This window comes from Pseudomonas sp. OF001 (genome assembly GCF_904426495.1).
In the GTDB taxonomy this organism is placed as follows: domain Bacteria; phylum Pseudomonadota; class Gammaproteobacteria; order Pseudomonadales; family Pseudomonadaceae; genus Geopseudomonas.
The window spans coordinates 55,604-67,474 of record NZ_CAJGBM010000008.1 but is presented as its reverse complement, the minus strand read 5'-3'; the positions used below and the strand labels follow the sequence as shown (position 1 = coordinate 67,474).

Sequence of the window (11,871 nt, the reverse complement as noted above, 5' to 3'; positions counted from 1 at the left end):
GGGAGCGTCAGCAGCCGCTGGTCTGTACGCTGATGGAAGGCAGGACGGTGCCCGTCAGATTGGCTTGCGTGTAGCTCACGTAGCAATTCGCGGTGGAGGCAACACCCAGCGGACGGATGATCACCGTCGATCGGTTCACATTGGTATAGGGCAGCGGGTCGATCTGGTAGCTGTCGGTGGCGATGCCGGCCGCCCCGACAATACCGACGGCGCCGGCAATCTTGATATGCGCCTGGGGATACCCCCCCTGCATCAGCACGAAGGTATCCTTGTAGGCGACATCGGTCGCCGTGCCACCACTGGCCAGCCAGGCCGCATGGCCAATGGCCGTGGCGGAGCGAATCGACCCTGCGGCGCCTTCGATACTGGCGATGCGCGCATCCCGCCCAAGATTGGCGAAGCGCGGTAGAGCGAAGGCGGCGAGAATACCGAGCATCAGAATCACCAGAATGAGTTCGATCAGGGTAAAGCCCTGTTGCCTTGCTTGCATGAAGAATCCTTGCTCGAGTGTAGCGACCGACTTCCTGCCGATCTTTGAAGCTATTTATTTGAGTTTGAGTAGAGAGGTCGAGCCTACGCTAGAGCGTAGGCTCGATCAGGCTAACTAACTCAGCAGCCGCTAGTATCCGCCACAACCTGAGATGCTTTCTCTGCAGCGGTGGTTCCAGCAGCATCGGCAGCGGTGTAAGTCACGGAGCAGTTGGCGCCAGTGAAGCCTGCAGGCTTGAAGGTGATGTCTCCACCTGCGGTGGCAGCACCTGCGGTAGCAGCATAACCCGCCGGGTCAACCTGGGCAGCGGCAACGATGCCAGCGGTATTTGCAGTTGGATAACCATCAATCATGGTAATAACTTGATTCTCCAGAGTTACAGAGGTGCTACCTGTCGAGTTGGCGGTGGCCAACTGCGCCGAGTGGGCAATGGCCGAGGCCGAGCGCAAGGCTCCGGCCAGACCCTGAATAGAAGATGCACGTGCCTGACCACTAAAATCGGCAAACCGCGGCAGCGCGAATGCCGCCAGAATCCCCAGTACCACAATGACCATGATCAGTTCGATCAGGGTGAAACCGCTTTGCTGTTTTTTCATGATTGCGTCCTTCCGGATTGGCTATTCAGGTTGAGAGTGAAATGTATCAGTCGGCGTTGCTGGTCACGACACCGGTGGTGGTGGTGTAGACGATGGTGCGCTGGCCAGTGGTGCGACCGTCCAGGCTGTAGGTATAGGTGCAGGCCGGGGCGGTATAGCTGGCGACATAGTCGATGCCGGCAGCGGCGGCTTCGGCTACACGCGGAGCAGAGCCCTGCAGCACGCCCTGCCAGACTTCCACACAGGCAGCAGCACTACCGCTGGCAGTAGTACCCACCGGCCAGCCACTGGCGTTCACGTCCACGGTGCCGTCGCCGAAATTAGTCACGTTGGTGTTCGGGTTGGCGATCCCCTTCACCCGGTTCAGCTCCCACTGCGAACGCACCAGCGCCACGCCGGCCGCCAGCGCGCCGCCGGTGCCGTTGACCGCCGCGGTGTGCGCATCCTCGGTCGCATTCATGAAGCGCGGCAGCGCCACCGCGGCGAGCACGCCGAGGATCACGATAACCACCACCAGTTCGATCAGGGTAAAACCCTTCTGCTGTTTCATCTCTCCATCTCCATTTGCCCTGTGGGCGTTGTCACGGGGTCGGTCCAGTCCACCGCCCGCAGCTCCACGGCGGTCGGCCGCTCGGCCTTTGCGGTTTCCATGGTTTGCAGTGGAAGACGCACCAACTGCCAGACCTGCACGCCTTCCTTCCCGCCGCTGCGCCAGCCGTCGAAGCGGGCGCGGTACAGCACCCGGGCCTGCTGCGGCAGGAAGTACCAGCAGCCCCGGCGCGGCGTCCGGCTCTCGGCCAGCTCGCCACAATAGTTGCCCTGCTGCCAGCGCAGCAGGGTGAACGGATTGGGCGCGGCCCGGCCCGCGTCCAGCGGGCGGCCCTGCGCCATATTCTCGGCGGCCAGCGCATTGAGGCTGGCCGCAAGGCGCGCCACCGTCGTGTTCGTGGCTGCCCGCTCGCTGTCGGCTGCAATATGCCACAAGGAGATAACGATCACACTGCCCAGCATCAAGGACAGCAGCCATCGACCGCCTCGGCGCAGCGGCGCCACCAGCAGCAGCCGCGCATCCCGCGCCGGCAGCGGCCTCACTGGACGCCCTTGGCCGCCGCCGACAGCTCCCACATCGGCAGGAACACCCCCAGCGCGAGGATCAGCACCATCACGCCCATGGCGACGATGAGGATCGGCTCGATGGCGTCGGCCAGGCGCTTGAGGTCGTAGTCCACCTCCTGCTCGTAGAAGTCGGCGACCTCGACGAACAGGTCGTCCAGCGCGCCGGTTTCCTCGCCGACCGCCATCATCTGCAGCACCAGCGGGGTGAACAGCCCGCTGGCGGCGGCGCCGCGGGTCAGCGCCTCGCCGCGCTCGACCCCGCCGCGCATGGCGGTGATCGCCCGGCCGATATGGCGGTTGCCCACGGTGTTGCTGTTGATCGCCAGGGTCTGCAGCAGCGGCAGGCCGGCGCGATACATCATCGCGAAGGTGCGGGTGAAGCGCGCCAGGGCGATGCGCTCGAAGATGGCGCCGACGATGGGCAGGCGCAGCTTGTAGCGGTCCCAGACCAACGCGCCGGCCTCGGTGGCGGTCCAGCGGCGGAAGCCGACCAGCGCGCCGACCAGGGCGATGGCCAGCAGCCACCACCAGTGCTGCATGAATTCGGAGAAGCCGATCAGCACGCGGGTCGGCCAGGGCAGCTCGGCGTGGAACTGGGCGAACACCTTGGAGAAGGCCGGGATCACCAGCAGGTTGATCACCGCCAGCGCCACACCCATGGCGACCATCACGAACAGCGGATAGCGGGTGGCCTGCTTGATGCGCTTGCGCGTCTCGCGCTCCATCTCCAGGTAGCCGGCCAGCTGGCGGAAGGCCTGGTCGAGCTGGCCGGTGTTCTCGCCGACACTGATCATGCTGACGAACAGCGGGTTGAACACCTTCGGGTGGCTGCCCAGCGCCACCGCCATGGCGTTGCCCCCCTCCAGATCGGCACGCAGGGCCTGCAGGATCTCGTGGAAGTAGGGGTTGCGGGTCGATTCGGCGAGCCCGCCGATGGCGCGGATGATCGGCACGCCGGCCTTGCTCAGGCTGTACATCTGCCGGCAGAAGATGATCAGCTCCTCCAGCTCGACCCGTTCGCGGCCGAGCAGCCGGTTCAGCGCGCGCAGGGCATCCTGCTCGCCGCCGGCGGACGCCTGCGCTTCGGCCTCGATGTTCAGCGGGGTGATGCGCTCGGCCAGCAACTCGCCGGCCAGCGCCTCGGCACTGGCGGCCTGGCGGACGCCGCCGATCTTGCGGCCCTGGGCGTCGCGCCCGCTGAAGCGGAAGCTGGCCATCAGACCACCAGCCCGTCACTGAGGCTGGCGCTGACCCGCAGCACTTCCTCGACGCTGGTCAGCCCGGCCAGCGCATAGTCCAGCGCGCTCGCGGCCAGCGGCCGGTAGTGCGGCTGGGTGCGGGCGGCGTCGATGAAGCCCTGCGGGTCGTGGCGGCGCAGGGCGGCGGCCATGGCGCCGTCGACCTCGAGCAGTTCGTAGACGCCGATGCGCCCCAGATAGCCGGTGTTGTGGCACTGGTGGCAGCCGTTGCCGCGCACGAAGCGCCGCCCGGCCAGCGGGGCGCCGTGGATGACCTCCAGCCAGCGCAGCTCGCGCTCGCCCGGCGCCTCCTCGACGCGGCAGTGCTCGCAGACCCGGCGCACCAGGCGCTGGGCGACCACGGCGTTGAGGGCGTTGGCCACCAGGAACGGCTCGGCACCCATGTCGATCAGGCGCAACGGCGAGGTCAGGGCGTCGTTGGTGTGCAGGGTGGACAGCACCAGGTGGCCGGTGAGCGCGGCGCGCAGGGCGATCTCGGCGGTTTCCTGGTCGCGGATCTCGCCGACCAGCACGATGTCCGGGTCCTGGCGCAGGGCGGCGCGCAGCACGCGGGCGAAGGTCAGCTCGATCTTCGGGTTGACCTGCACCTGGTTGACCCGCGGCAGGCGGTATTCCACCGGGTCCTCGACGGTGATGATCTTCTTCTCCGGGCTGTTCAGTTCGGACAGCCCGGCGTACAGGGTGGTGGTCTTGCCCGAGCCGGTGGGGCCGGTGACCAGCACCAGGCCGTGCGGGCGCTGCAGCAGCAGGCGCAGGCGCGCCAGCATCTCCGCCGGCATGCCGGTGCCCTCGAGGCGGAACACCCCGGCGCTCTGGTCGAGCAGACGCAGCACCACCGATTCGCCGAACTGCACCGGCATGGTCGAGACGCGCACGTCGAGGCTGTGGTTCCTCACCCGGATGTTGAAGCGGCCGTCCTGCGGCAGGCGCTTCTCGGAGATGTCCAGGCCGGCCATGATCTTCAGGCGCATGACCAGCGCCGAGGCGATGCGGGTTTCCTTGATCAGTTGCTCGTTGAGCACGCCGTCGATGCGCTGGCGGATGCGCAGCACCTGCTCGTCCGGCTCGATGTGGATGTCCGAGGCCTTCATCTGCACGGCGTCCTCGAACAGCATCTGCAGCAGACGCACCACCGGCGCGTCGCTGTTGTCCAGGCTCAGGCCGCTGAAGTCGAAGTCGCTCTCCTCCAGGCGCTCGTCGAGCTGGCCGGCCAGTTCGGCGATCTCGCCGCTGCGGCGGTAGAAGCGGTCGAGGCAGTCGACCAGGTCGCCCTCGCGCACCACCGCCGGCCTGACCGGCTGGCCGAGCAGGCGGGTCAGTTCGTCGAGGGCGAACAGGTCGAGCGGGTCGCTCATGCCGACCAGCAGGGAGTCGCCCTCCTGCACCAGCAGGATGGCGCGGAAGCGCCGCGCCAGGGCTTCGGGCAGGCGCTGGATCAGCGCCTCGTTGAAGCGGAACTGGCGCAGGTCGACCCAGGGAATGTCGAGCTGGCGCGACAGCGCCTCGAGCAGCTTCTGCTCGCTGATGAAGCCCATGTCGACCACCGCGCGGCCGAGCTTGGCGCCGCTGCGCTTCTGCTCGTCCAGCGCCAGCTGCAGCTGGCCCTCGCTGATCAGACCGTTCTGCACCAGCAGGTCGCCGAGGCGGACCTTGCGCCGGCGCTTGTCGCCACCATCCATCAGGAATCTCCTCCCAGGACCTGCACCCGCTCGCGGGCGTAGCGTCGACTGGCGTCATCCAGGCCCTGCCCCTGCAGCGCCTGGCGGTAGTGTCGGGCAGCCTCGGCGCGCTCGCCGAGCTGTTCGAGGGCGATGCCCAGGCCCAGCTGCCAGCTCGCCTGCGCCGGGCGCAGCAGCACCAGGTTGCGGTACAGCCGCGCGCTCTCGCGCCACTGGCCGGTCTGCTGGTAGGTGGCGGCGAGCAGCGCGTGGTAGGCCGGGTCCTCGGCCAGCGGCGGCAGCCGTCCGGCCAGGGTGGCCGCTGCCGCGGCGCTGTCGCCGGCCTGCAGCTGGGCGCGGGCGAGCAGCACGCGCAGCTCGCCGTCGGCCGGGAAACGCGCCAGCTGCGCCGGCAGCTCGGCGGCCAGGCGCTCCGCCTGCCCGTCGGCCAACCAGGCCCGGGCCAGCCAGCGCAGCGCCTCGCGGTTGTCCGGCTCCCTGCGCAGCAGCGCCTCCAGCAGGGCGATGGCGCGCGCTCGCTCGCCGGCCAGCAGGGCCTGGCGCGCCTCGCTCAGCGAGTCCGGGCGATGGCTGGCGACGCTGGCCTGCGCGGCGCGGGTCTGCGCAACGCCGGTCTGCGCGACGCCGGTCTGCGCCGGGGGCGCCGCCGGGGACGCGGCGACCACCACCGGCGCGCTCTGCCACGGTGCCGCCGCTGCGGCAGGCGGCGAAGCCGGCCGGGCCGCGGGCGCCGCTTGCGCGGGGCGGGCGGGGGCGGCAGGCAGCGCGGGATAGTCGTCGGCCGGCGGCTCCTCGCCGGCCGCCGGATCGCCGGCCACCGGATCGCCGGCCGCCGGCAGTTGCGCGGGATCGAAGGGGTCGGCGACGAGCGGCACCTCGACCCACAGCTGCCAGCGCTCGCCGGCCGGCTCCAGGCGGTCGAACACCTGCAGTTCGCTGCCCAGGCCGACCAGCAGCAGTTCGGCGCCGTCGCCCACGGGCTGCAGGCTCCAGCTCAGGCTGCGGCCATCGCCGGCGAAACCGCCGGCGCGCGGCCCCTGGTCGTCCAGCTGCAGGCGGGGCAGGCGCAGGCTGACCGCGCCGCTCTGCTCGCTGCGCCGGTACTCGGGGGCGCGGTCGAGCAGCAGCTGCAGGACGAAGCGCTCGCGCCCGTGCTGCGGCAGGGTGGCCAGCAGGCGCACCGGCGGCTCGCCGGCCGCCGCGGTCGCTGGCTCGGGCGCAACCGGCAGCGGCGCGGGCACGGGCGCGGGCACGGGCGCGGCCGCAGCAGGAGCAGGCTGCGCCACGGCGCCGGCAGGCGGCGGCGCCACGACCGGCGCGGCGGCGGCATCCGTCGCCCAGGGTCGCGCCAGCAGCAGCGCGGCAAGCGCGGCACCGCCGAGCAACGGCAGCGCCAGCAGCAGGCGGCGGCGCCCGGCGCGGCGGGCCGCGGCGCCCTCGTCGGCCGGCAGCAGGCCCTCCAGCGGCGCCCGCTCGAACGGCGGTGCGTGACGCGCCTCGAGGTCGCGCAGCATGTCGTTGACCAGACTCATGGCATGCCTCCCGGCAGCCAGGGGCGCAGCCACGGCCACAGGCCGAACAGGAGCAGCAGCACGCCGGCGCCGGCCAGGCCCCAGCCCAGGCGCAGGGCGGCACGCTGCAGGAACGGCCGGGCGCCCTCGGTGTCCTCCAGCGCGCGCTGCACGTGGCCGGCGCGCACCCGGCGGCTGCCGCTGCCGAAGGCGGCCATCAGCGCCTTGTGGGCGAGGATGTTGACCAGCCGCGGAATGCCGCCGCTGCCGGCGACCAGTCGGCGCAGGGCGCCAGCGTCGAACAGCGGATCGCCGCGATAGCCGGCATGCACCAGGCGCTCCTCGACGTAGCGGCGGGTGTCGGCCAGGTCCAGCGGGCGCAGGCGGTAGGAGAAGGTGATGCGCTGGCGCAGCTGGCGGAACTCGGCGCGCTCGAGCAGCGCGTCCAGCTCGGGCTGGCCGAACAGCACCACCTGCAGCAGCTTGCAGTGTTCGGTTTCCAGGTTGGTGAGCAGGCGCAGCGCCTCCAGGCTGCGCGGCGGCAAGGCCTGGGCCTCGTCGATCAGCAGCACGGTGCGCCGGCCCTGCCCGGCCAGCTCGATCAGCCGGCGGTTGAGGGCGGCGAGCAGGCCGTGCTCGTCGAGCAGCTCGGCATCGGCGATGTGCAGCTCCTGGGCCAGCGCCTGGCGCAGCTCGCGCGGGCCGAGGGCCGGGTTGGGGATCCAGGCCACCTGCCAGCGCCCGCGCTCCTCGCCGAGGAGGTTGAGCAGCGCGCGGCACAGCAGGGTCTTGCCGGTGCCGACCTCGCCGCTGACCTTGATGAAGCCCTCGCCCTCGCCCAAGGCCACGCGCAGCAGGTTGAGGCAGGCCTGGTAGGGGGCCAGCCGCACCAGGAAGGCGGTGTTGGGGGTGAGGGCGAAGGGTTTCTCGCGCAGGCCGAAGAAGCTCAGGTACATCCGCCTACCTCAGCGCGCGGAAGCTGGTCGCGCTCTTCTGCAGTTCGTCCAGCCAGGTGTCGGCGCCGATCACCTGCGGACGCAGGAGGATCACCAGCTCGCTGCGCACCAGGTCCTTGCGCTGCTGCTGGAAGAGCCAGCCGAGGAACGGCAGCCTGGACAGCCAGGGCACGTTGGCGTCGGTGTTCTCGTTGATGTCCTCGAGCAGGCCGCCGATCACCACCATCTGGCCGTTGCGCGCGCGGACGATGGAATCGGACTGGCGGGTGGTGGACAGCGCCAGCGGCAGGTTGAGTTCCTTGTCCTGGCCCAGGGTGATGACCTTGTTCTGGTCCTGCACGCGGCTCACCGTCGGCCGCACGTGCAGGGTGACCTCCTCGCGCTGGTTGATCTGCGGGGTCACGTCCAGCGAGATGCCGGAGAAGAACGGCGTCAGGGTGACGTCCTGGGTCGGCTCGGAAACCCCGGCCACGGTGGTGGTGTTGGACGAGGAGACGTCGGTGACGAAGTACTCGTCGGTACCGACCTTGATCACCGCCTTCTGGTTGTTCAGCGTGGAGATGCGCGGGCTGGACAGCACGCGCACCTGGCCCTGGGTTTCCAGCAGCTGCAGCAGGCCGCTGAAGTCGCCGACGCCGAGCGCCGCGCTGAACACCCCGCCGATGCCCTGCGCCCCGCTCAGCTGGGCGCCATCGAGGTCGAGCCCGAAGGTGCTGTTGCCCTCCTTGCCCAGCTGGGTCCAGTTGATGCCGGCCTGGAACTGGTCGCTCAGGCGCACCTCGAGGATCTTCGCCTCGAGGATCACCTGGCGCTGCAGGTTGCGCTCGGCCTGCTCGAGGAAGGCCTCGACGTTCTGCTGGTCGCCGCTGGAGGCGCGCACCACCAGCAGGCTGGCCTGCGGGTTGACCACCACCTTGTTGCCCGGCTCGTCGCCGATCAGCGCGCCGACCACGTCGCCCACCTCGCGCCAGAAGTCGACCTGGCTGGTGGTGACCACCTGGCTGGCGTTGACCGTGCTGGCCTGGCTGGTGGTGGTGCCGCCGCTGTCGCTGTCGCTGCTGGCGTTCTCCGAGGTGGTGACCGTGCCGGAACTGACCCGGGTATCGGTTTCGCCGCGGCGCTGCAGGTTCAGGTAGTTGAGGTCGTAGGTGCGGGTCAGCAGCTGGTTGGGCAGGATGCGGTAGCCGTAGCTGGTGCGCTGGAAGTCGTAGCCGTAGCTGTCGCGCACCGCGGCGAGCACCTCGTCGAGGGTGACGTTGCGCAGGCTGAAGGTGATGCTGCCGGTGACGTCCGGATGCACCACCAGGTTCTGCCCGGCGCCGTCCATCAGGCTGAGGAAGAACTCGCGGGCGTCCATGTCGCGCACCGCCACGTCGAAGCGCGGTCCGCCGGCCGCTGCGGCCGCCTCCGGCAGCAGCGGCGGCAGCAGCGCGGCCTGCACCGCCGGCGGCGGCGTCGCGTCCTGGCGGCTCTGCGCCAGGGCTTCGTCGAACAGGCGGTCGCTCTGCTCGCGCAACTGGCGGTCGCCGTCGGTGAAGGTCTGGCAGGCGGCCAGCAGGCAACAAGCGGCGAGCAGCGCCAGGCGGGACGGACGGAAAGGCATCGAGGGCATCAACGGCTCGGGCTCCGGGTGGCTGGAGTCACAATGGATTGGCTCAGGTGCAGCTCGCTGCGCTGCCCCTGGCGTTCGATCAGCACGCTGCGTGCGCGGATGGCCAGCACGCGCCAGTCGCCATGGCGTTCGCCGACCGCGAGGCTGCGCCCGCCGATCACCGCACGCGCGCCGGCCGGGCCGCGCAGGATGGCCTGCAGCAGCGGCGCCGGCGCCGCCTCGCCAGCGGCTGCCGGTGCGCTGGCAGCCGCCGGCGGCAGGGTCGGGTCGAGGGCGGCGCGTACCGGCAGCGCCAGCAGGCAGGCGATCAGCGGCAGGATCCTAGACACCGACCCACCCCGCATGACGGCTGAGGGTGTACAGCTCGATGACGATGCGCGCCTTGCCGGGGCCGGCCTCGCCGACCTGGTAGTCGAGGCGCTCCCAGAACAGGCGGCGGCCGCCGGGCTGGCGGCTCTGCTGCTCGATGCCGCGCAGGTAGTCGCGCAGTTCGAAGTAGCTGCCCTCCAGGGTCAGGCGCATGCCATGGCGGTAGAGCACCGGCACGGCATCCGGCTGCTCCCGCTCGGCGGCGGCCGGCTTCTCGCCCTCCGGCAGGGCGGCGGGCAGCTCGAGCGGCGCGGAGAAGCTCTCCAGGGCCAGCAGGCGCAGTTGCGGACGGCTCTGCAACAGTTCCTGCAGCACCTGCCGCATGCGCTGCGGGTCGATCAGCGCGGCCGTCTCCTCCTCCAGGCCGGCGAGCTGGCGCTCGCGCAGCGCCTGGGCCGCGAGCAGCGCCTGGCGCAGCGCCCGGTCCGGATCGACGGCGGCGCGCGCCTGCAGCTCGGCATCGGCACTGCGTGCCTCGAGCAGGCGGGTCTCGGCGCCCTGGCGCTCGGTCTGCAGGCGCGCGAGGCGCTGGGCCAGCGGGTCGTGGCCGAGCAGCAGCCAGGCCATGGCCGGCAGCAGCAGGGCGACGCCGGCGGCCATCCACTGTTCGCGGGCGCTCAGGCCCTGCCAGCGTTGTGCCAGGTCGCTCATCGGGCGGTCTCCTCGCTGGCGGCCGCCTGCGAGGCTAGGCGGAAGCGCAGCACGCCGGCATCGTCGCGGTCGAGATCGAAACGGGCGAACTGCCTGCCGGCGAAGGCCGGGCTGCGGCCGAGGCTGGCGAGGTAGCCCGGCAGCAGTTCGGCCTGCTGGCTCGCGCCTTCCAGCAACAGGTCGCGGCCGCCCTGTTCGAGACGGATGGTATCCAGCCAGACGCCGGCCAGATGGCGCTCGGCGAGGGCATCGAGGGGGCCGCTGAAACCGCTGCTGCGCTCGGCGAGCAAGCCCTGCAGGTGTTCGCCGAGGCGCTGCAGTTGACGGTTCTCCGCCTCCAGCGCGGCCAGCTGCGGCGGCAGGCGCGGGTCGGCCTGGGGCTCGCGGAAGCTGGCGCGACGGGCGGCCAGCGCCGCCTCGGCCTGCTCGGCGGCCTGGCGGCCGGCGTCCACCTCGGCCTGCAGCTGCTGCAGGCGCCAGTAGTGCCAGCCGCCATCGAGGGCGATCGCCAGCAGCAGGGCCAGGCCGGCGAGCGCCAGCAGGCGCGGCGCGGGGCGGCCGTCGACGGCCGCCTGCGCCGGCTGGTAGAGGTTGATGTTCTGCATGGCCCCGGTATCGGTCATCCGCCCCGCTCCTGGCGCAATGCGGCACCGATCGCCGGCAGGAAGGCCGCGCGCTGCGCGGCGGGCAGGCCGAGCAGCGGCGAGCCGGGAAACAGCTGCTCCAGGGCGAGCTGCTCGACCCGCACCGACAGCTGGCGGCCCAGCTCGGCGAGCGCCGCCTCGTCGGCCTCGACCGCCGGCAGCAACAGCAGGCGGCTGAGGTAGCCCTTGCCCAGCTGGCTCTCGAAGTAGTCCAGCGAGCGCTGGATCTCCAGGGCCAGCTGCGCGCCGCCTTCGCCGCGGTTGTCGAGGCCGTGCTCGATGCGCCGCGCCATGTACAGGGCGGCGCCGTGCTGCACGCAGATCAGCCCGGCACGCGGGCCGAGCAGCACCACGGCGAGGTTCTGCGCGTCGGCACCGGCCAGCAGGCCGAGGTTGCGCAGGGCCATTTCCGGGATGTCGATGCTGTGCAGGCGCAGGCCGGCCCCGGTCACCCAGTCGGCCAGCGCCTGCATGCGCGACTGCGCCAGCACGGCGCAGTAGGCCATCGGCGTACGCCCGCGGTAGGCGTCGTCGGGCAGGGCGAAGGCATCCACCACCAGGCTGTCCAGCGGCGCGCTGACCAGCTCGCGGATGCGCCAGCGCACCGCGGCGCGCAGTTCGGCGGGAGGCACCTCGGGGCGCTCGACCAGCAGCAGCTGGTAGTCGCCGGCGGCCAGCAGCAGGCTGGCCGGGCGGCCCTGCAGGCCGAGCGCCTCGACCCGCTCGCGCAGCGGCTCGACCGCGCCGCCCGGCGCGGTGGCGACCAGCTCGCCGAGCGGCAGCTGCACGGCACCGCCCTGGCGCTGCACGCCGACCAGCGCGCAGCCGCCCGCCACGGGGGCCAGCCCGAGCAGTTGATCGGCAGCTTTGGGGGTTCGCTTCAGCCAGGCCAGCAAAGGCTTTCTCCTTGTCCGCAGGTCCGGGACAGTTCGGCAGGCGGCCCGCTGGCAGGCCGCAAACCGCTAGAATGCGCGGCGTCCCGATTCGC

13 protein-coding genes are annotated in these 11,871 nt (G+C 71.1%); all 13 read right to left on the bottom strand.

Going from position 1 to position 11,871, the window contains the following annotated elements:
• Window positions 1-7: 7 nt before the first annotated feature.
• The 13 genes from RA210_RS22075 to RA210_RS06295 all read right to left on the bottom strand — a co-directional run bounded on the left by RA210_RS22075 (window position 8) and on the right by RA210_RS06295 (window position 11,779).
• A complete protein-coding gene (locus RA210_RS22075; protein ID WP_201485773.1) occupies window positions 8-490 on the bottom strand; it encodes a type II secretion system protein in 483 nt (160 codons plus the stop codon).
• Between the two features lie 119 nt (window positions 491-609).
• A complete protein-coding gene (locus RA210_RS21970; protein WP_201485772.1) occupies window positions 610-1,086 on the bottom strand; it encodes a pilin in 477 nt (158 codons plus the stop codon).
• 46 nt (window positions 1,087-1,132) lie between these two features.
• Window positions 1,133-1,636, bottom strand: coding sequence for a prepilin-type N-terminal cleavage/methylation domain-containing protein (locus RA210_RS22070; protein WP_201485771.1), 504 nt, complete (start codon window positions 1,634-1,636; stop codon window positions 1,133-1,135).
• Window positions 1,633-2,178, bottom strand: coding sequence for a hypothetical protein (locus RA210_RS06340; RefSeq protein ID WP_201485770.1), 546 nt, complete (start codon window positions 2,176-2,178; stop codon window positions 1,633-1,635). The genes RA210_RS22070 and RA210_RS06340 overlap by 4 nt, the downstream gene beginning before the upstream one ends.
• The gene (locus RA210_RS06335) at window positions 2,175-3,419 is read right to left on the bottom strand and encodes a type II secretion system F family protein (protein WP_201485769.1); all 1,245 of its coding nucleotides are present in this window, start codon (window positions 3,417-3,419) and stop codon (window positions 2,175-2,177) included. The genes RA210_RS06340 and RA210_RS06335 overlap by 4 nt, the downstream gene beginning before the upstream one ends.
• A complete protein-coding gene (locus tag RA210_RS06330; RefSeq protein WP_136491260.1) occupies window positions 3,419-5,140 on the bottom strand; it encodes a GspE/PulE family protein in 1,722 nt (573 codons plus the stop codon). Before RA210_RS06330 ends, RA210_RS06335 begins: the two co-directional genes overlap by 1 nt.
• The gene (locus tag RA210_RS06325; protein ID WP_201485768.1) at window positions 5,140-6,672 is read right to left on the bottom strand and encodes a tetratricopeptide repeat protein; all 1,533 of its coding nucleotides are present in this window, start codon (window positions 6,670-6,672) and stop codon (window positions 5,140-5,142) included. Before RA210_RS06325 ends, RA210_RS06330 begins: the two co-directional genes overlap by 1 nt.
• Window positions 6,669-7,607 (bottom strand): ExeA family protein, encoded by a 939-nt coding sequence (locus tag RA210_RS06320; protein ID WP_136491830.1) that lies wholly within the window; start codon window positions 7,605-7,607, stop codon window positions 6,669-6,671. The genes RA210_RS06325 and RA210_RS06320 overlap by 4 nt, the downstream gene beginning before the upstream one ends.
• A 4-nt stretch (window positions 7,608-7,611) precedes the next feature.
• On the bottom strand, window positions 7,612-9,219 hold the full coding sequence (locus tag RA210_RS06315; RefSeq protein WP_236574639.1) for a pilus (MSHA type) biogenesis protein MshL: 1,608 nt from the start codon (window positions 9,217-9,219) through the stop codon (window positions 7,612-7,614).
• Complete coding sequence (locus RA210_RS06310) at window positions 9,219-9,548, bottom strand: Type II secretory pathway component (RefSeq protein ID WP_236574638.1); 330 nt, start codon at window positions 9,546-9,548, stop codon at window positions 9,219-9,221. The genes RA210_RS06315 and RA210_RS06310 overlap by 1 nt, the downstream gene beginning before the upstream one ends.
• Window positions 9,541-10,239: a type II secretion system protein M gene (locus tag RA210_RS06305; RefSeq protein WP_136491864.1), complete on the bottom strand. Its 699-nt coding sequence runs from the start codon at window positions 10,237-10,239 to the stop codon at window positions 9,541-9,543. The genes RA210_RS06310 and RA210_RS06305 overlap by 8 nt, the downstream gene beginning before the upstream one ends.
• On the bottom strand, window positions 10,236-10,862 hold the full coding sequence (locus tag RA210_RS06300; protein ID WP_236574637.1) for an MSHA biogenesis protein MshI: 627 nt from the start codon (window positions 10,860-10,862) through the stop codon (window positions 10,236-10,238). Before RA210_RS06300 ends, RA210_RS06305 begins: the two co-directional genes overlap by 4 nt.
• A complete protein-coding gene (locus tag RA210_RS06295) occupies window positions 10,859-11,779 on the bottom strand; it encodes an MSHA biogenesis protein MshI (RefSeq protein WP_201485766.1) in 921 nt (306 codons plus the stop codon). Before RA210_RS06295 ends, RA210_RS06300 begins: the two co-directional genes overlap by 4 nt.
• Window positions 11,780-11,871 lie beyond the last annotated feature (92 nt).

Coding starts and splice junctions, on each gene's coding strand:
- RA210_RS06305 (WP_136491864.1), bottom strand. CDS start 10,239: ATGAGCGACCTGGCACAACGCTGGCAGGGCCTGAGCGCCCGCGAACAG.
- RA210_RS06325 (WP_201485768.1), bottom strand. CDS start 6,672: ATGAGTCTGGTCAACGACATGCTGCGCGACCTCGAGGCGCGTCACGCA.
- RA210_RS06315 (WP_236574639.1), bottom strand. CDS start 9,219: ATGCCCTCGATGCCTTTCCGTCCGTCCCGCCTGGCGCTGCTCGCCGCT.
- RA210_RS06300 (WP_236574637.1), bottom strand. CDS start 10,862: ATGACCGATACCGGGGCCATGCAGAACATCAACCTCTACCAGCCGGCG.
- RA210_RS06335 (WP_201485769.1), bottom strand. CDS start 3,419: ATGGCCAGCTTCCGCTTCAGCGGGCGCGACGCCCAGGGCCGCAAGATC.
- RA210_RS06330 (WP_136491260.1), bottom strand. CDS start 5,140: ATGGATGGTGGCGACAAGCGCCGGCGCAAGGTCCGCCTCGGCGACCTG.
- RA210_RS22070 (WP_201485771.1), bottom strand. CDS start 1,636: ATGAAACAGCAGAAGGGTTTTACCCTGATCGAACTGGTGGTGGTTATC.
- RA210_RS22075 (WP_201485773.1), bottom strand. CDS start 490: ATGCAAGCAAGGCAACAGGGCTTTACCCTGATCGAACTCATTCTGGTG.
- RA210_RS06320 (WP_136491830.1), bottom strand. CDS start 7,607: ATGTACCTGAGCTTCTTCGGCCTGCGCGAGAAACCCTTCGCCCTCACC.
- RA210_RS21970 (WP_201485772.1), bottom strand. CDS start 1,086: ATGAAAAAACAGCAAAGCGGTTTCACCCTGATCGAACTGATCATGGTC.